Below are 18,797 nucleotides of genomic sequence, written 5' to 3' on the forward strand. Positions count from 1 at the left end.
AGTTCCACATCTGGTTCATTTCATCCAGAAATTTTTAAACTTGTCTAAGATTTGCATAATTTTGCCGAGGGCGATCGCTTTGCCGGTTTCGGTGACTTCTGAAAAGCGATCGCCAAATTCAAAGTTAACTGCGGGAACTGTCACCCACAAAGCAGGCGGACAATGGCCGTAAAGAGTTCTAGTCAAGGCTAACAGTGATTGGGGATCGGCGGTATGTCCGGCGATCGGATGATCAACAGCAGGTGAAAGCGATTGTACCTGCACATCAAAAGATTCTGAAGGTACATAAGCATCCACAAAAATTGCTAATTCTGCATTTGCTAAAGCATCAGCTAATTCGGGTGTCAGTTGGTGGACTGCTAAGGATTTCACCGCCGATAAATGCCAAGAGGCAATTTCATCAGCAATTCTTTGACCAATGCCATCATCACTCCGCAAGTCATTACCATAACCAATCACCATGACGGTTGCATTCATTTTTTTCGTTTGCTTTAATGCACTCAAAATTAATGATAAATTTGTCAATTTACAATGTGATGAAAATAAAAAACTAACCGCAGAGGAATGCGGATGGACACAGATAAATTTGCACCTCAACAGATGAGGAAAGGCGATGATTGTTTATTTTTGAACTTATAAAAAAAATTTGAGGAACTTGTGAGGATAGAGAATATTCTTGTAAATTACTATTACTATAATTTGATAAATTGATGCAATTCCTCTGGTGATTTTTGGCATCAGCAGTTTTATGATGAATTTGAATCAACAATCTTTGAGGCTGTTTTATGTCTGAAGTCAATTATCAACAGCCAATTAATGCGGTGGCTACTCTTTTAGAAAAGTATGCTGAGGGACAACGGGATTTTGAGAGGGCGGAACTTGCTGATGCTGACTTACAAGGTGTTAATCTCAAAGGGTCTGACTTGAGTTACGCGGACTTAAGTACAGCTAATCTACGAGGCGCAAATCTTCGGGGAAGTGACCTGAGTTATTCCGATCTTTCCCAAGCTGACCTCACAGATGCAGACTTGCGGGGTGCTTTATTAATGTCAGCCAATCTCCGCCAAGCCAATCTTCAAGGTACAAAGCTAGACAAGGCAGACTGCGATCGCAATACCCATTTTCCCCCAAATTTCGACCCGGTTCAGGCAGGAGTTCAAATCAAATCAGAGTTTTAAGTCAATACGGTTCAGATAAGAAAACTCAATTACAACAAAACCAGCGAATGATAACTCAACAAAAAACGAAAAAATGATTTTGGAGGGGGTTTGGGGGACGCAACCGTCCCCCAATCGGGGGCGTGGGGGAGAATCCCCCAAATCTTGCTCATTGTCTGATAGGTAGAGCAGAAATTGAGAAATCAACTCTCATCACCTCAACTGAACCGTATTGAGTTATAAGTAAATGGATACACATAGAAGACGCATTTCGACTTCTCCCCAAGGGAGACTCTACGCGAACGCTCAATGCTCGATCAGCTTACTAAAAGAGGGTTGAGCGCAGTTTACAGCACTCAGCACTCAGCACTCAGCACTCAGCACTCAGCACTCAGCACTCAGCACTCAGCACTCAGCACTTTACTCTAAAACTTTAATTTCACTCAGTTGATTAATCACCACATCCGCACCTTGGACATGATCTGATTGACCAATCCATGTGATCCCAATACACCCTGCGGCTTTGGCGTTTTTTGCCATAAGCATATCGCCAACCGCATCACCAACCATGAGTGCGGCGCTTGGTTCTACTCCTACAACTTCACAAGCTTGTAAAAACAAAGTTGGATCTGGTTTACCAGGGCCATCATCCACACCAATTTGCGCTTGAAGATAATCACCCAAATTGTACCGAGTGGCAAAGGCTTGTATTTTTGCTGTAGTAGCTGCTGAGATGATCCCCAGTTTCAGTCCAGCCGCAGATAGAGACTGTAATAACTCCAAACTCCCTGGTAACAGGGGTGCGGGGGATGCTTCGAGATATTTTTCGGCTTCTTGGAAACTTTGACGGGCAATTTTGAGAGATTCAAACCATCCTCTACCAGTTTCAGCAATATAGGCGGCTGTAGCGATTTCAGTTTCACGACGACTACCTACCGCCATTAAACCAGCCAGATCGAGGGAATTACTATCAATACCGTAAGCCATTAATAAAGGTTCGCCAATTCCCGGAAATTGAGCATCGATAATTCTGGCTGCTTTTTGTCCCAGCGATCGCAAATAAACTTCTGAGTCTTCTAAAGTACCGTTTTTGTCAAAAAAAATCGCCTGAATATTATCAAAAGTAATATTTTTACATTGAATAGTTGCCAAAATTTTTCACCCCGGTTAAAAAATGTCATAAAAAAAGAGGGGATATCCCTCTTTTTTCAAAATTGAATGCAATTATCTATTAATCTTACTCTTCAATAGCTACGGGAATTTCTTCTTCAATAGCTACGGGAATTTCTTCTTCAATAGCTGCTGGAATCTCTTCTTCAGCTACAGCTTCCTCAGTCGGAGGTGCAGTGATACCTTGTTGTTTAGCTAACAGTTGCTCACGATATTTAGCTGCCATTTCTTCAGCTTTATCGTAAACCAAATCACGGTTTTTAATCATATCACCGGGTTCTGGCTCCAACTGTTTGGTAGACAGAGAAATCCGTCCTCTTTCAGCATCCAAATCAATGATCATCACTTTCACTTCATCATTGACATTGAACACACTGTGAGGTGTATCGATATGTTCGTGAGAAATTTCCGAGATGTGTAACAAGCCACTGACACCACCGATGTCGATGAAAGCACCGTAAGGCTTGATACCGCGAACTGTACCAATTACTACTTCGCCAACTTCGAGGCGGTTCATCTTACGTTCAACCAGCGCCCGACGATGAGATAAAACTAGGCGGTTACGTTCTTCGTCTACTTCTAAGAACTTCAAAGGGAGTTCTTCACCCACTAATTCTTCTTTGGGTTTGCGGGTACTAATGTGGGAACCAGGGATAAATCCGCGTAATCCCTCAATCCGTACTAATGCACCACCACGGTTTGTTGCAAATACACCAGAACGAACAGTTGCATCTTCAGCTTGCAACTGACGTACACGCTCCCAAGCCCGCATATATTCAATACGGCGAATCGAAAGGGTCAACTGACCATCTTCGTTTTCATCGGTGAGGATGAAAAATTCCCGTGTTTCGTTTGATTGTAAAACTTCTTCCGGGGCATCTACCCGGTTGATAGACATTTCTTGTATGGGGATATATGCTGCTGTTTTAGCACCGATGTCAATCAGAGCGCCGCGCGGCTCTATACTGAAAACCGTTCCTGGTACAATATCTCCAGGGCTAAAGTGATAGTCGTATTTGTCAAGTAGAGCAGCGAAATCTTCGTGAGTAAATCCAATTTCTGTAGCGGTTATGTTCTGATTGACCATGCTGATTTGTTCCTGGTTCTAGTCTCCGTAAAGTTTTGTGACATAATGATAATGCCTGTGTAAGCCACTGAAGACCAGTATACGCTTACGTCCCTTATTAATCCTAGCGTAGAAAGCTAGTGTTAACACATATCAACTTCCAGATAGAAGATTATATCATATAGACAATGGCATTTGGCTATCAGCCATAAGTAGGATTTAGGCAGCAAAACTAAAAATCAAGGGTTTGGAAATCAAGGGTTTGGGGGTGAAGGGGTGTATGTGATCAAAACCCTGATACCCTTCTAAATATTCATTAAAATATCCGCCGTTATAGCTAACGGCGGATATTTTGTGTTGAAAGCTTGGTAATAGTAACCTACTACTCGTCTTTTTTCTCAATGCGGGGAGGTTCGCGGAAGGCGATCGCAAAAAACAGAACGCCTATGCACAAAGTAAAAATTAAAATGTATGCAACGCTTTCCATTTCAAAAGCTCCTTAAAGTTCTGAGTGCTGAGTTCCGAGTGCTAAGTTCAGGATTTTACTCAGAACTCATTACTCATTACTCAGCACTAAATAATTAGAGGGCTTCCTTACGGCGGGTTGATTTATCACCCACTTTCTGGAACAGACCCCATTCGACTTGCTCTTCTAGGTCGGCTTCTACACCAGCAAATACGTCTCGGTAGATTGTCCGAGCGCCGTGCCATAAGTGACCGAAGAAGAACAGTAAAGCGAATACTGCGTGTCCAAAGGTAAACCAACCTCTAGGACTGGTACGGAATACCCCGTCAGAGTTCAAGGTTTCGCGGTCAAATTCAAAGATTTCGCCGCCTTGAGCTTTACGAGCATATTTCTTCACATCAGCAGGATCTGTGAAGGTCTTACCGTCTAAGTCGCCACCATAGAAGCTAACGGTGACACCAGTTTGTTCAAAGCTATATTTAGATTCTGCCCGACGGAAAGGAATGTCAGCGCGGACAACACCATCGCTGTCGGTCAAAATTACGGGGAAGGTTTCAAAGAAGTTAGGTAGACGACGGACAGTCAGTTCTCTACCTTCAGCATCTGTGAATACTGCGTGACCTTGCCAAGACTGAGCAATACCATCACCCTTAACCATAGGGCCTGTACGGAACAAACCACCTTTGGCGGGGCTATTACCAACGTAATCGTAGAATGCCAGTTTTTCAGGAATTTGTGACCAAGCTTCAGACAAGCTTGAACCACCAGCAACGCTGGCTTGTACACGACGGTTAATTTCTTGACGGAAGTAGCCTTGATCCCATTGGTAACGGGTAGGGCCAAACAGTTCGATGGGGGTGGTTGCGCTACCGTACCACATGGTACCAGCCACAACGAAAGCCGAGAAGAATACCGCCGCAATACTGCTGGAAAGTACGGTTTCAATGTTACCCATCCGTAGGGCTTTGTATAACCTTTCGGGTGGTCTAACTGTGAGGTGGAATAAACCAGCAATAATACCAACTACACCTGCGGCGATGTGGTGAGCCACAATACCACCAGGGTTAAAGGGGTTAAAGCCATCTGGCCCCCATTCTGGTGCTACTGGCTGGATGCTACCTGTGACTCCATAAGCGTCAGAGATCCACATCCCAGGGCCGTAAAGTCCGGTGAGGTGGAATGCACCAAAGCCAAAGCAAAGTAAACCAGATAAGAACAGGTGAATACCAAACATTTTTGGCAAGTCTAGTGCTGGTTCACCAGTCCGAGGATCTCTAAAGAGTTCCAAATCCCAGTAAACCCAGTGCCAAACTGCGGCTAAGAATAATAAACCAGAAAGTACGATGTGAGCAGCAGCCACACCTTCAAAAGACCAAAAACCAGGGTCGGTAGCAGGGCCACCAGTGACGCTCCAGCCGCCCCAAGATTGGGTAACACCTAGACGTGCCATGAAGGGCAGCACGAACATCCCTTGTCGCCACATGGGGTTGAGAACAGGGTCGCTGGGGTCATAAATAGCGAGTTCATATAACGCCATTGAACCAGCCCAGCCTGCCACCAGGGCTGTGTGCATCAAGTGTACAGAAATCAGCCGCCCTGGATCGTTCAGAACAACTGTATGTACTCGGTACCAAGGTAGTCCCATCGACTACGCTCCTCCTCGAAGAGTTATGTTTACAAAGCAATTTATTTACTGAGTTCTTTAAATTGGCGAAGACCGCTTTTTTAAAGAATTCTCTGAGTTTTTTTATTGCCAGGGTTCTGAGTTTAACCACGGCTCAGTCTTTACAAGACAGACTGTGTGGCTTTGGCAACACTTAGACGCTGCGGTTGCTTTACCTTTTGGGGTTGCGATCGCTTGTCTTCTCCAAGAATTTTTTCATAAAATTCTCCCTGGTTCTAATAGAACTCGGCAAATACCGGGTTGGTATTCGGGTAATCGAGCGAGCTAACCTTGTTGGCAGCAGCTTTGTAGTCGTCTACGCGATCGCCATGCAAAAATGAGAATGTTTTAAAAAGTGTAACTATTGATGGAATTGTTTGCAAGCGGGTAAATCGATGCGATCGGTATTCCATCTGTGTTATCTTCTCACAAATCTCCGTCACAATTTCATTTACGTAATTCTCTAGGACTTAAGCACAAAAATTCTCTCTTGAGAATGGGTGTAAGGGCTTCAGGGTGTAAGGGTGCATGATTTTAGCTCATTTATGCCACTTACACCCCTAAACCCCACTCTCAAAAGAGAATGTTTTTGGGCAATACTTTCAGTTAAATTACTGTGTCACCAAATGGATGTTTTGTAGCTGACACTTGGCTTCGGCTGTATTGAGACGTTCAATTACCTGTTCAGCACTCATTAGACGCTTAAGTACTACTTGACCGATTGTTTGAGTGGCAATTTCTGAGGTTGAGGGTTTAACTTCTATTGTTAAAACTGCTTCTTCTGTACGATAAAGCCAGAGTAATTCATTGTTTTCTACTATACAAATATTCATCCTCTGAATATCTGGTTGCCGTCGCCATGCGGTGATTTGCCACAACCCATCAGATGACCACACTCTACCAATATTCCATCCTTCCGAAAGAAAAAAATATTTCACGGTTTTATCTCGCTATTTTGACTATAAATTTTGATATCTACACCCACAAAATTGACTCAGTAGATGTTTTAAATAAAGCAGCTTGGCTCATCCAGCTATGATGCCAAGATTCCTGATTATGCTTTGTATGAGGCACTCTCATCAGTTAAAAGGCTAACTTGAAATGCGAAGGATGAGAGCTAATTGAGCAGCTTAACAAATTTTATTTGAAAAAATCTTATTCTTTTAAGACAATTTTATGGTGTTGATAAATTTCAGTATTTAATCTGAAATTTTGCGGATTTTCACATATACAGACTGTCTTATAAAGTTGCTGGAATTTTAAATTCAAATGGTTCAAAATATCACCTTAAAATACCGAAGCAACAAAATGAGTTTTTGTAACATTTTTTGATATAAGTTCAATAATTATGCTTTTAACATCTGTAATATCAAATTACATTGATGTAGGATTTACGCATCAAAATTTTCTGTGGGGATTGGGTGTGAGGGTGAAAGGGTATGGGGTGTAAGTATTCAAAACCCTTACACCCTTACACCCTCATACCCCTACAATCGTGCTAAAACCTTGAGATTTAGTTTTTATGGGTAAATTCAGTATTATTGGCTAACTTGAGCCTGCCTGAATTATAAAAAATTGGGTATTATTGCCAGACATATAGTATGATTACTGACCGCTAATTGAAAAAATTTCAAAGGTATGACTTTGTTTCCCTTTTCTATACGAAGATGGGGTCGGTTGACTCAATTCGTTTCTCTGTTCTGTCTGTGTTTATTTTTAGTCATTAGTTGTGGTACGCGACCACAAGCAAATACCACGCCATCGAGTAATACCAATACGCCTGGGGGTGATGGTCGTATTACTATTGGGACAACTGCCAAACCAAGGACATTAGATCCAGCCGATGCTTACGAGTTGGCATCTTTGGGTTTAGTGTTTAATATGAGCGATCGCCTTTATACTTACGAACCAGGTAGCACAGAAATTAAACCCCAACTGGCGACAAGTTTACCCAAAGTCAGCCAAGACGGTTTAACTTACACTATCCCACTGCGCCAAGGAGTTGTGTTTCACGATGACACACCCTTCAACGCCAAAGCAATGGAGTTTAGTATTAAGCGATTTATTGAAAATAAAGGTAAACCTTCTTTTTTATTAGCTGATACAGTAGCTTCAGTCACCGCGACAGGTGAAAATGAGCTAACAATTAAACTCAAAAAACCCTTTGCAGCATTTCCTTCTTTACTCGCATTTTCGGGAGTTTGTGCAGTTTCACCCAAAGCATATCAATTGGGTGCTGGTAAATTTCAACCCAACACATTTGTTGGGACTGGCCCTTATAAATTAGCGCAGTATGGTACAGATTCACTGCGGATGGATGTATTTGATAAATATTGGGGAGAAAAACCAGTAAATCAAGGGGTTAATGTCCAAATTCAAACCAGTCCAGTTAACTTGTTTAATGCCTTTCGGACAGGTGCAGTAGATGTAGCTTATTTATCACTACAACCTGACCAAATTCGCAGTTTAGAAGATGGTGGTAAAAAAGGAGATTGGCAAGCGATTACAGCCCAAGGTAGTGTAGTCAGTTATCTGGTATTAAATCGCAACCAAAAACCTTTAGATAAACCAGAAGTAAGACAAGCGATCGCAGCAATTATCGACCGTCAACTATTAAATGAACGAGTTTTATACGGTCAAGCTGATCCACTTTACAGTATGATTCCGACTACTTTCAATGTCTCCCAACCATTATTTAAAGATAAATATGGTGACGGTAAATTTGATCAAGCCAAGGAATTATTAACTAAAGCTGGCTACTCTAAAGATAATCCTGTCAAAATTCCACTGTGGTATCCTTCCAGTTCACCGACTCGTAGTTTAGCAGCGCAAACCCTGAAATCACTGGCTGATACTAAAATGGAGGGTATCGTTCAATTAGAAGTCAATACAGTCGAAGGGCCGACTTTCTTTAAAGACATTTCTAAAGGTTCATATCCCGCAGCATTGCTTGATTGGTATCCTGACTTTTTAGATCCTGATAACTATGTTCAACCCTTCTTAGCTTGTCAAAAAGGGTCTGATGCTAAAGGTTGTGAAGATGGCGGTAGTCAAACTCAAGGTTCGTTTTACTATAGCGAAACCATGAATAAACTCATCGACCAACAACGCAAAGAACAAAATCCCGCAGCACGGGAGAAAATATTTGCTCAAATTCAAACCCAAGTACTTAATGATGTACCTTATGTTCCCCTGTGGCAAAACAAAGACTATGTATTTGCTCAAAAAGGTGTCAGTAACGTGCAGCTTGACCCTACTCAGAATTTGATTTATAAAACAATCAAAAAATAGGGAATGAAGTGTGAAGTGTGAAATACAAATTGCATTTTCGGTTATGCAAGCTTTAGCTTTTACACTTCATCTCTTCTCTTTCACCTTTTAGACTTCATAATTCACACTTACGCCTTTAACTTTCAGACTTCAGACTTCATAATTCAGACTTTATAAAAATGTCCCGTTCCAAAGCTCTACAATATTACATTGTTTCGCGGTTGCTCCTAGCACCATTACAACTTTTAACTATCATTACTATCGTATTTTTATTATTAAGAGCGACACCCGGAGACCCTGCTGATGCGATTTTGGGTGGACGTGCGCCAGAAGCAGCAAAGGAAGAATTACGTAAGCAATTAGGATTAAATTTACCTATTTGGTTGCAGTATTTAAATTATTTAGGCAACTTACTGCGCTTTGATTTAGGAACTTCTTTAACCAGTCGCGGACAAAATGTTTGGGACATCATCGGACAGTATTTTCCAGCGACAGTGGAGTTAGCTGTATTTAGTATGGCAGTTGCTTTGATTGTTGGGATTTTGGTAGGTACGCTTTCTGCTTCTCGTCCAGGAACTTATTTTGATATAGGCGGAAGGTTATTTGGAATTATTACTTATGCTTTACCAATGTTTTGGGCGGGAATGCTGTTACAGTTAGTTTTTTCTGTGCAACTGGGTTGGTTTCCCAACTCTAACCGTTTTCCGCCGACACTACCGCCACCATCACCAATTACTGGGTTATATACCTTTGATAGTTTGTTGAGTGGTAATTTGACGCAGTTTTTTGCTTCTTTGCACCATCTTGCCCTACCAAGTTTGACTTTGGGCATTTTGTTAAGTGGAATTTTTGAGCGTATTGTCCGGGTGAATTTAAAACAAACTCTACGTGCTGACTATGTAGAAGCAGCGAGAGCCAGAGGCATTGCAGAAAATAAAATTTTAGTCTCTCATGCTTTAAAGAATGCGCTAATTCCCGTAATTACGGTGTTAGGATTGACCTTTGCCTCGTTGTTGGGTGGTGCGATTTTAACGGAAGTGACATTTTCTTGGCCTGGGTTAGCTAATCGCTTATATCAAGCAATCAGCGATCGCGATTATCCCACAGTCCAAGGTGTCTTGGTATTCTTTGGTGCGATCGTTGTTGGGGCAAGCATTTTAATTGATATTATTAATGCTTACGTTGACCCACGCATCAGGTATTAAGGAGAAAAAGGCGGTTATCAAAGCTGATACAGCGTTTTTCATCGCAATAAAAGACATTTATCTAGCCTCTAGCCCCTAGCCTCTAGCCTCTATCTCCTATCAACTTGTACTGCATTCAGCCGAAAAATGCTGTAAGTTAAACCGCAGCAATTAATAAAACTTGCACTTCTTCGCCTGCTGCAATTAAGGTTTGACCTACTGGTAAAACTGCTAAGGCATTGGTTTGAGCTAAGTTAATTAAATTGCCAGAATTGTGAGTACCGCCAGCTTTGTGAAATTCATAAACACCAGCAACTAAATTTAATTTTCCCCAAATATAAGTTTCGCGTTTACCATTGGCGCGTAATTCATCACGCGATCGCACCTTAATAAATTTTGCCTCCCAACCTTCAGCAAGTCCAGCTAATTTTTTAATTGCTGGTTGCACAAATCGCCAAAAAGTTACTAAAGCTGAAACAGGATTTCCTGGTAAACCAAAATAAATTGCTGAATTTTGCTGAGGAAAATTCGCCACAGTTAATGGTTTCCCCGGTGTCATTTCCACAGCCCGAATATGAATTTTCGCTCCTAAATCTTCCAAAATTTTATCAACATAATCATATTCACCAACAGAAACCCCACCAGAAGAAAGCACAATATCAGCATTCGCTATGGCGTAAGCAATGGTTTCTTGTAAAGCCACAGGATTATCTTTCACAATGCCTAATAATAAAGGCTCTGCACCACTTTCTTTAACTAAAGTTGCCAAGGCATAATGATTAGAATCGACAATTTGTCCTGGTTGTAATGGTGTTTTTGGTGTGACTAATTCATCACCAGTTGAAAAAATTGCCACTTTCGGACGGCGATAAACTTTGACTTGGGGACATTGTGCTGCTGCTAAAACAGCAATTTCCGGCGCTTTTAACTGAATTCCTGGGGGTAAAAGTTGATTTCCGGCTTGGTAATAAGATGCTTTGCGGCGGACAAATTCTTGCGGTTGGGGTGCGACTTGAATAAACACGCGATTTTCTTCGCGGCTTGTCCTTTCTTGCATAACTATAGTATCCGCACCACTTGGAATTACCGCACCAGTAAAAATGCGTGCTGCTTGTCCTGGCTGAATTGTGGTTTTAGGTTGATATCCGGCGGGAATTTCTTCGACAATCTCTAAAATAGCTGGGTTTTGGGCATTAGCTTGCTGTACATCTGCATAACGGACTGCGTAACCATCCATCGCCGAATTATCCCAATGGGGAAAATCTAGCTGACTGGTGATGGGGTTTGCCAAAATGCGATCGCTTGCCGCCAATAAATCTACAATTTCTATATCGTGTTCCGCATCTAACGGTTGTACCAAATTTAAAATAATTGCTTCTGCATCGCTAACTGATAACATGGTGAAAGACTCCGGTAATGCACCTAAAAAATATTCAAGCTATATCCTGAATACTTACAATTCCCTTGCTACACCATGATTGTAGTAGCCATTTATTAGATTGCTGGTCAAGGGCTGGTAAGACGCGAAAATTAAAAACATCTTGCCATACTTCAACACCATACTGAGTGACAAAAGTTTTTTCCAATTCTTTAAAAAGCGGATAATCACGGTCATCAATAGCACTTAGCATCGGAATGATGATGCTAACGGGGATTTGATTAGCGGTTGTCCCTGTGGATGTCATTCTGGCTAATCCTCAAAAATACAAATAAATGGTAGCGGCTCATTGCCAGTATTAATAATTTTAACTAACCGCTTTCCGTTACTTCTAGCAAGTGCAAAACAAGCTAATTCTGTGGCTGCTGCTGACCAGTCTCTATTATCCGTTGCTGGGTCAAACTTTTCCTCTTCTGGTTGATTTTCCTCAGTCATACTGTTTTATATTTATTAGGCGTGATTTCAGGCTTTTTCTGCAAAGCAATCACCCAGCCATCACTTTAATATTAAGAATAGAAGCATAGATTATTTTTCCATATCTAATAAAAATACCTGTTTTATATGACTATTGAAAGGATTCCGCAAAAACACTATCCCAAAGCTGAGATTTGGCGGCGCGGTCTGGCTTTGGGGTTGGATTTTTTAGGTGCTTGGTTAGTCAGTTCCCTATTTGGGAGTAGTAGCCTTGGTATTCAATTTGTCCAGATTTTAGTTTTTATCCTTTGTTGGCTGATTTTACGGGTAGTGCTGGTATTTAATAATCGAGGGCAAAGTTTAGGACGCTGGGCTTTTGACTTGAAAATCCTAGAAGTGGAAAATGGGCAAGTAGTAGGGAGAATTCCAGAGTTGCTGGCACTGGTGAAGCGAGAAGCTATAATTGGCTTTGGTGCTTTGTTGGTGTCGATCGCCCTTGGCAACCTGAGAGCAAATCCCACTGCTATACTGCTATTACTTCCTCTGGCAATAGACTGTGGTGCAGCTTTCTCCGATCCCCAGTTACGGCAAGCTTTGCATGACCGTTACGCTAGAACTTTTATAGTTTCATCGCGTCGGGGCTACTCGCTCGATATCAAAATCAAGCGTTTAGTTGATACTTTGCAACGAAATGTGCGAAGATAGTCATTTGTGTAAATTTCTCTTCAGGCTTTACTGTTTGTAAGATTATGGCTAAGAGTAAAGGTGCTCGCATTATCGTGACACTAGAATGTACCGAATGTCGTAGTAATCCAGACAAGCGTTCTCCTGGTGTGTCCCGGTATACCACCATGAAGAACCGTCGTAATACGACCAACCGCTTAGAACTCAACAAGTTCTGTACCCACTGCAACAAACATACCGTTCACAAGGAAATCAAGTAAAGATGAGTTATTATCGTCGTCGTCTGTCTCCAATTAAGCCAGGAGAGCCAATCGATTACAAGGATGTTGATTTACTGCGTAAGTTTATTACCGAACGAGGCAAAATTCTACCTCGGCGGATCACTGGGCTGACTTGTCAGCAACAGCGAGATTTAACATTAGCAATTAAACGGGCGCGGATTGTCGCATTGTTACCGTTCATCAACGCTGAAGGCTAAATCAATTTTAAGATTGGGATTTTAGATTTTGGATTAACAAGAAAAGCTTTGTCTTTCTGAGTCCAAAATCTCAAATCTGAATAATAAAGTGTAAAATTGGTTCCTACATAAAAATTCTGGGATTCAAGATTATTTAATCTAAAATCCAAAATCCAAAATCTAAAATTATAAGAGTGCGAGAGTTGTGGAGAAGGGGACGCTAGTTGAATTTAGGGTTCAAGGCGATCGCCGTCTGGGTGTGGTAGATCGTCCAGATGGTAAGACCCGTTGGTTTGTGGTAGATGAGCGTGGTCAATCCCACAGCCTCGCGCCAAGACAAATTACATATACAGTAAACGGACAAACCTACAAGTCCTCGGAGATTCCGAAATTTCAGGAAGAAGTCAAGCCATATTTAGACCCATCTAGCTTAGAAGTGGCTTGGGAATTATTGGTGGAAGATGGAGAAGCAGTCACCCCCTCGCAAATGGCGAATCTGCTATTTTCGGAATCAGAACCAGCCCCTTGTTATGCAGCCCATTGCTTGTTATCAGATGACAAACTCTACTTCAAGCAAAAAGGCGATGCTTATGAACCGCGTACAACCGCCCAAGTAGCCGAACGTAAACATCAAATAGAAGTAGAAACCCTCAAAGCCAAGGGACAGCAAGAATTTTTAGTGCGTGTAGAACAGGCACTCAAAGGTGAAGCAGTAGAATGGCAAAGACACGATCGCCATCGTCTAGAAGCATTAGAAAAATACGCAGCTTTAATGGCTGATATTGTGCGGGAGGGAGTAAAATATGATGCGCTATCTAGGGCGTATCCTCCTCCAGCGCCAGTCTTAGAAACGATGAATATGCTGGGGCGGCCTGGAACCCCCCAAGGAGCTTTTCAATTATTAGTAGACCTGGGTTGGTGGAGTCCCTATGAAAACTTGTTCCTGCGTCGTTCGTCAATTCCTGTTCAGTTTCCTAGCAAGGTGTTAGAAGTGGCGCAACAGCGTTTGGATTCCCCAACAACAGACTTGGATGCAAATCGCCTGGATTTGACTCATCTCAAGGTTTACACAGTTGATGATGAAAGTACCACTGAGATAGATGATGGTCTGAGTTGGGAATCACTCAGCGATGGTCAAGAAAGATTGTGGGTACATATTGCTGACCCGACGCGCTGGTTAGAACCAGAGGATGACTTAGATTTAGAAGCCAGAAAGCGGGGAAGTACGGTTTATTTGCCCACAGGGATGGTTCCTATGTTCCCAGAAATCTTGGCGACTGGGCCGATGAGTTTGGTACAGGGGAGAATTTGTTGCGCCCTGAGTTTTGGGATTATTTTAAATAGCAATGGGGCAGTAGAAGATTACAGCATTCACGCCAGTTTGATTAAACCGACTTATCGCCTCACCTATGAAGATGTCGATGAGATGCTGGAATTAGGAGTGCAAGCAGAACCAGAAATTGCCGCGATCGCAAATTGGGCAATCAAACGCAAATCTTGGCGTTACAACCAAGGAGCCATCAGTATCAACATGCCAGAGGCGATGATTAAAGTCAAAGGCGATGATATTAGTATTGATATCTTAGATGATTCCTCATCACGGCAACTGGTAGCAGAAATGATGATTCTTGCTGGTGAAGTAGCAGCGCGTTACGGCAAGACTCACAATATACCCTTACCTTTTCGCGGTCAGCCCCAGCCAGAATTACCCCCAGAAGAAGAATTAATTCAACTTCCAGCCGGATTTGTGCGTGCTTGTGCGATGCGGCGGTGTATGCCCAAGAGTGAAATGAGTATCACACCTCTCCGTCATGCAGGTTTAGGATTAGATACTTATACCCAAGCCACTTCCCCCATCCGCCGCTACAGTGATTTACTCACCCATTTTCAACTTAAAGCCCATTTACGGGGTGAAGTGCTGCCATTTTCTGCCGACCAACTTAAAGAAGTGATGATGACTGTTTCTACCATCACCCAAGAAGTAACAATGGTAGAAAGACAAACTAATCGATATTGGGCTTTAGAATATCTCCGTCGTCATCCTGAGCAAGTTTGGTCAGTCACAGTTTTAATGTGGTTGCGTGAAGACAGTAACTTGGCTCTAATTTTATTAGAAGATTTGGGCTTGCAGTTACCAATGGCTTTCCGACGTTCTGTAACCTTGGGTGAACAATTATTAGTGAAAGTGAGTATTGCTGACCCACAAAAAGATATGATTCAATTCCAAGAAATCATATATCAAGAAGCTCAATCTGCGGCAAATTAATTCTACCAGTCTATAGATAAAGCTAGTAGCAACTGTCTTCGTTAAAATATAAATGACTTGATACCAGCATCCTTGCTTGCTACCGCACCAAAGATGCTGATTAGCAGTGTGTATTCCAAAAATTAAATCGGAAATTAAACCAGATTCTTATATTAAGCGTTAGCAGAAAGGAAAGGAATATTTTCAGCAATATAATCTGGAACAGCCACACCTTGTTGTTTTGCCCAAAATTGGCTTAAAAAATGGATTTGTCGTAAACCAACAATTAAATTTAATCCTGGGATAAATAGCCACCAAACTACTAAGGGTTCTTTTAAACCTGCTTGGCGGTACAGTTCATTCACAGTTTTATATAACTTAAACTGCACAATATAAATCCACACAATACCCAGCAGTGAAAACCAACCAAACCACCCCGGTACATCAGGATCAAAGATGCGTAAAGCTTGGGGAATTGCGACTCCAAAAACAAACGGTGCTAAACTCAGGGTTCCTGACCAACCAAAGCCGTTATAACGGCGTAATTCTTCTTGAATAATCCATTTGTACCAGCCGTAATACAGCATCCCGGTAATTACAGACAATAAAATTACTCGCCACAACGGACGGGGTTTACCTAAATCTTTTGCTGACATTGATTTACGCCTGAGATATCAAATACATTTATTAACATTTCTTAATGTAAGATATCCCAGGCGTTTTTGTCTAACTTTGTTCTTGAGGAACTTGGTTGATTTGCGCCATTAATTGTTCTTTATCACGCTTGCGTTTCTTGGCGTATAGCTGAATAGTCACCGCCATAAAAATAATCAAACCAAAAATTCCCCAAGCGGTAATATCTGTGGGTAGATTGTCCTTAAATACAGCTAATAGCACAATCACCACCAACATAACTGTAGGTGCTTCGTTTAAAGCACGTAACTGTTGACCAGTCCAACGACATTCATCATTGGCTAACTTCTTCATCAAGCGACCGCAGTAATGATGATAAGCCAATAAAATTGCGACAAATAGTAATTTGAAGTGTAGCCAACCCTGTTTTAAAACTTCTGGTTCGGTACTCACTAAACCAATCGCCATCGCTACTGTGACCAACATTCCCGGAGTAGTGATGATGCGATAAAGGCGTAATTCCATAATTTGATACTGCTTTTTCAGTATCGTGCGTGCTGGTTCTGGTTCTTGTTCGGCTTCAACGTGGTAAATAAACAAACGCACCAGATAAAATAGGCCAGCAAACCAAACTACAATGCCAATAATATGAAATGCTTTGAACCAAGAATAAGCCATGAATTATCATCTCCATTAAGGTGGATATAACACATCGTAAGTTATCAGAAAAATCTCTACATTTGCTTACGATAGCATTAGAAACTGTGCTGAATCATCTAATGAGCTATTTATTAAACACAGGTAAATTATCTGTGTTTATCTATGGTTTCACTTTTTATAATATCGATTTTGACAAAATTTATTTCTGCCTAATTATCTACACGTCTGATGAAGGGCAATAAATCTTCTAAAATTGTCTGGTAATAATGTTCTTGGGCGTAATGTCCAACGTTATTAAGTTTTATTAATTCTGCATTGGGTACAGAATCACTAAATTTTTGTGCTATATCTACAGATAACCAAGGGTCAATCATCCCCCATTGAATTAATATTGGCTGTTCCCATTTTTGAAAGCCAGATGTAATTTCCGCCGTTGCTTGGGGGAGTTGCAAATTACGAATAGTTGATAGTAATCCTCTACCAGCCGCAGATGTTTTCAAAAAAGGTCGGCGATACACATCTAAATCTTTATCTTCGATACGATAACGACTACCACCTTCTAGGGTACGGTCAACTAATAAAGGGTCTTGAGTCATTATTTCACCTGCTAGTGGAAAACCCATTTGTTTAATTTTCCAAGGTAATTTAGCATCGGTGGAAATGGGGGCATTTAAAATAGCAATATTGGCAATTTGTTCAGGATGACGTAAGGCATATTGTAAGCCAACAGAACCTAAGAAACCTTGGACAACTAAAGAAAATCTTTCGAGTTTGATGGTTTGAATAAATTTTTCTAAAGCTGTAAGAAATGCGTCAGGAGTGTAGGCAAAATCGCGTTTTTCTGGCATTGATGAAAAGCCATAGCCAATCCAATCTGGTGCGATCGCTCTTGTTCCTTGACTAGCTAAAGCAGGTAGAATATTACGCCAACTGTAACTTTGCGAGACTATTCCATGCAGCAAGATTACAGGTAATAAATCACTTTGTCCAATCGGTTCTGCTTCCCGATAAAACCACTCTAAAGAATCAATTTTTACTTTATTTTCTGTTACAGCCACGCTACTTTCCTAATAAAAACTGAGAATTCAGAATTCAGTTTTTCTTCTGAATTCTGACTCCTGACTTCTGAATTCTCAAATAATCATCTCACGAATCGCATAAGCTGTTGCAGGGGCTAGTAACACACCGTTACGATAATGTCCGGTGGCGAGGAGGATATTGTTAAATCCTGCTAATTTTTCAATGATAGGTGCTGGGCGACCTTCCGGGCGGGGGCGTAATCCTGACCAAGTTCTGGTGATAGTTGCTGCGGCGAGTTCTGGACAAAAGGCGATCGCTTGTTGTCTTACATCCCCTAATAATTCATGATTAGGCGGGATTTCATCGCCATCAGTGGGAAATTCCACCGTTGCGCCTATCCAATAATCGCCACCACCTACAGGGACGATATGTACATCATTACAGGTAATCATCGGCTGAAACTCAGGATTACCGATGGAATTTGCTAAATGTACTTGTAATGCTTGTCCGAGAACGGGGCGGATATCAACTTTTTGGTTTAACTGGGCGGTTAGGAGTGTAGAACCCAGTCCAGCCGTCACTATCACCCAATCAGCATTGATTTTTCCTGCTGTTGTTTCAACTGATGTCGGTGAGATATTGACAACATTCACACCAAATTGACAAGTTACGCCTTTTTTTTGGGCGGCTTCTACTAGGGCTAAGGTTAAAGCTGTGGGGTCGAGTTGACGGTCTTGAGGTGAATAAACTGCGCCAGTAATTTTGTCATTATTGACTTGGGGACATATACTCTTGAGTTTCGCCCTGTCCCAAATTTCCAAATTCCAACCTTGGGAGGCGCGAATTTTTACTAGTTTTTCCCAATTTTCAAAGTTTTCCTCTTCCCAAGACAAGTGAAGAATACCTTGACGGTTGAAGGGGATTTTACGTCCGGTTAATGCTTCTAGTTCGGGGATTAAGGTTTCGTAGCGTTCAATACTGGTTTGTCTTAGCCGCCAAGCTTTACCCTTGATTTTTTGACTAATAGCGCCCATCAAAACCCCAAGGGCTGCACCTGTAGAAGCTTGTGCGGGTTGGTTTTGGTCAATAACGGTAATTTGCAACCCTGTTACTTGACTCAGTTCATAGGCGATCGCGGCTCCAATGACACCACAACCGATAATAATTACATGACTCATTGCTGGGATATTGAGGAGTTATGAGTTAGAACCGCAAGCGGAAGTCAAAAGTCAAAAGGTTTTTTAATTTTATACTACCCTGCGGGAACGCC

At 41.7% G+C, this 18,797-nt stretch carries 21 protein-coding genes; 7 read left to right on the top strand and 14 right to left on the bottom strand.

Features of this window, described 5'->3' with window-relative positions; genetic code table 11:
* Nucleotides 1-15: 15 nt before the first annotated feature.
* Nucleotides 16-477: a hydrogenase maturation protease gene (locus tag H6G79_RS00230; RefSeq protein WP_190587850.1), complete on the bottom strand. Its 462-nt coding sequence runs from the start codon at nt 475-477 to the stop codon at nt 16-18.
* A 308-nt stretch (nt 478-785) separates the two neighbouring features.
* Between H6G79_RS00230 and H6G79_RS00235 the strand changes: the two genes are divergently transcribed.
* Nucleotides 786-1,178 carry a pentapeptide repeat-containing protein gene (locus tag H6G79_RS00235; protein WP_190587851.1) on the top strand — a complete coding sequence of 131 codons (393 nt, stop codon included), beginning with the start codon at nt 786-788 and terminating at the stop codon, nt 1,176-1,178.
* A 399-nt stretch (nt 1,179-1,577) separates the two neighbouring features.
* Here the strand turns inward: H6G79_RS00235 and H6G79_RS00240 are convergent, their stop codons facing one another.
* From H6G79_RS00240 to H6G79_RS00265, 6 genes are all read right to left on the bottom strand, one after another.
* The gene (locus H6G79_RS00240; protein ID WP_190587852.1) at nt 1,578-2,309 is read right to left on the bottom strand and encodes an HAD family hydrolase; all 732 of its coding nucleotides are present in this window, start codon (nt 2,307-2,309) and stop codon (nt 1,578-1,580) included.
* Nucleotides 2,310-2,394: 85 nt separating this feature from the next.
* The gene (locus H6G79_RS00245) at nt 2,395-3,414 is read right to left on the bottom strand and encodes a 30S ribosomal protein S1 (protein ID WP_190587853.1); all 1,020 of its coding nucleotides are present in this window, start codon (nt 3,412-3,414) and stop codon (nt 2,395-2,397) included.
* A gap of 361 nt (nt 3,415-3,775) precedes the next feature.
* Nucleotides 3,776-3,880 carry a photosystem II reaction center protein T gene (locus H6G79_RS00250; protein ID WP_015115729.1) on the bottom strand — a complete coding sequence of 35 codons (105 nt, stop codon included), beginning with the start codon at nt 3,878-3,880 and terminating at the stop codon, nt 3,776-3,778.
* A 94-nt stretch (nt 3,881-3,974) separates the two neighbouring features.
* Entirely contained in the window at nt 3,975-5,504 is a 1,530-nt protein-coding gene (psbB, locus tag H6G79_RS00255) for a photosystem II chlorophyll-binding protein CP47 (protein WP_190587854.1), read from the bottom strand.
* Between the two features lie 254 nt (nt 5,505-5,758).
* On the bottom strand, nt 5,759-5,935 hold the full coding sequence (locus H6G79_RS00260; protein WP_190587855.1) for a hypothetical protein: 177 nt from the start codon (nt 5,933-5,935) through the stop codon (nt 5,759-5,761).
* Between the two features lie 198 nt (nt 5,936-6,133).
* Nucleotides 6,134-6,460, bottom strand: a complete 327-nt coding sequence (locus H6G79_RS00265) for a hypothetical protein (RefSeq protein ID WP_190587856.1) — start codon at nt 6,458-6,460, stop codon at nt 6,134-6,136.
* Between the two features lie 700 nt (nt 6,461-7,160).
* Between H6G79_RS00265 and H6G79_RS00270 the strand changes: the two genes are divergently transcribed.
* Both H6G79_RS00270 and H6G79_RS00275 read left to right on the top strand, forming a co-directional pair.
* Nucleotides 7,161-8,813, top strand: a complete 1,653-nt coding sequence (locus H6G79_RS00270; protein WP_190587857.1) for an ABC transporter substrate-binding protein — start codon at nt 7,161-7,163, stop codon at nt 8,811-8,813.
* 158 nt (nt 8,814-8,971) lie between these two features.
* On the top strand, nt 8,972-9,997 hold the full coding sequence (locus H6G79_RS00275; RefSeq protein ID WP_190587858.1) for an ABC transporter permease: 1,026 nt from the start codon (nt 8,972-8,974) through the stop codon (nt 9,995-9,997).
* Nucleotides 9,998-10,133: 136 nt separating this feature from the next.
* Here H6G79_RS00275 and glp read toward each other — a convergent pair whose 3' ends face one another.
* Genes glp through H6G79_RS00290 form a run of 3 tightly spaced genes read right to left on the bottom strand, consistent with a single transcriptional unit; the run spans nt 10,134 to nt 11,849 of the window.
* Nucleotides 10,134-11,375 carry a gephyrin-like molybdotransferase Glp gene (gene glp / locus H6G79_RS00280; protein WP_190587859.1) on the bottom strand — a complete coding sequence of 414 codons (1,242 nt, stop codon included), beginning with the start codon at nt 11,373-11,375 and terminating at the stop codon, nt 10,134-10,136.
* Between the two features lie 34 nt (nt 11,376-11,409).
* On the bottom strand, nt 11,410-11,661 hold the full coding sequence (locus tag H6G79_RS00285) for a hypothetical protein (protein ID WP_190587860.1): 252 nt from the start codon (nt 11,659-11,661) through the stop codon (nt 11,410-11,412).
* Nucleotides 11,662-11,666: 5 nt separating this feature from the next.
* The gene (locus H6G79_RS00290) at nt 11,667-11,849 is read right to left on the bottom strand and encodes a hypothetical protein (protein ID WP_190587861.1); all 183 of its coding nucleotides are present in this window, start codon (nt 11,847-11,849) and stop codon (nt 11,667-11,669) included.
* A 126-nt stretch (nt 11,850-11,975) separates the two neighbouring features.
* Here H6G79_RS00290 and H6G79_RS00295 point away from each other — a divergent pair, with 126 nt between their 5' ends.
* The 4 genes from H6G79_RS00295 to H6G79_RS00310 all read left to right on the top strand — a co-directional run bounded on the left by H6G79_RS00295 (nt 11,976) and on the right by H6G79_RS00310 (nt 15,235).
* Nucleotides 11,976-12,533, top strand: coding sequence for an RDD family protein (locus H6G79_RS00295; protein WP_190587862.1), 558 nt, complete (start codon nt 11,976-11,978; stop codon nt 12,531-12,533).
* A gap of 44 nt (nt 12,534-12,577) precedes the next feature.
* A complete protein-coding gene (rpmG, locus tag H6G79_RS00300; protein ID WP_190587863.1) occupies nt 12,578-12,772 on the top strand; it encodes a 50S ribosomal protein L33 in 195 nt (64 codons plus the stop codon).
* Between the two features lie 2 nt (nt 12,773-12,774).
* The gene (gene rpsR / locus H6G79_RS00305; protein ID WP_062296148.1) at nt 12,775-12,990 is read left to right on the top strand and encodes a 30S ribosomal protein S18; all 216 of its coding nucleotides are present in this window, start codon (nt 12,775-12,777) and stop codon (nt 12,988-12,990) included.
* A gap of 184 nt (nt 12,991-13,174) precedes the next feature.
* Nucleotides 13,175-15,235, top strand: a complete 2,061-nt coding sequence (locus H6G79_RS00310; protein WP_190587864.1) for a ribonuclease catalytic domain-containing protein — start codon at nt 13,175-13,177, stop codon at nt 15,233-15,235.
* A gap of 152 nt (nt 15,236-15,387) precedes the next feature.
* On the opposite strand, the gene H6G79_RS00315 is transcribed toward H6G79_RS00310, so the two are convergent.
* From H6G79_RS00315 to H6G79_RS00330, 4 genes are all read right to left on the bottom strand, one after another.
* Nucleotides 15,388-15,870 carry a hypothetical protein gene (locus H6G79_RS00315; protein WP_190587865.1) on the bottom strand — a complete coding sequence of 161 codons (483 nt, stop codon included), beginning with the start codon at nt 15,868-15,870 and terminating at the stop codon, nt 15,388-15,390.
* A 70-nt stretch (nt 15,871-15,940) separates the two neighbouring features.
* Nucleotides 15,941-16,525 (bottom strand): protoporphyrinogen oxidase HemJ, encoded by a 585-nt coding sequence (gene hemJ / locus H6G79_RS00320; RefSeq protein ID WP_062294743.1) that lies wholly within the window; start codon nt 16,523-16,525, stop codon nt 15,941-15,943.
* 191 nt (nt 16,526-16,716) lie between these two features.
* The gene (locus tag H6G79_RS00325) at nt 16,717-17,565 is read right to left on the bottom strand and encodes an alpha/beta fold hydrolase (protein ID WP_190587866.1); all 849 of its coding nucleotides are present in this window, start codon (nt 17,563-17,565) and stop codon (nt 16,717-16,719) included.
* A 75-nt stretch (nt 17,566-17,640) separates the two neighbouring features.
* The gene (locus H6G79_RS00330; RefSeq protein ID WP_190587867.1) at nt 17,641-18,705 is read right to left on the bottom strand and encodes an FAD-binding oxidoreductase; all 1,065 of its coding nucleotides are present in this window, start codon (nt 18,703-18,705) and stop codon (nt 17,641-17,643) included.
* Nucleotides 18,706-18,797 lie beyond the last annotated feature (92 nt).

Source organism: Anabaena sp. FACHB-83 (genome assembly GCF_014697485.1).
In the GTDB taxonomy this organism is placed as follows: domain Bacteria; phylum Cyanobacteriota; class Cyanobacteriia; order Cyanobacteriales; family Nostocaceae; genus Nostoc_B.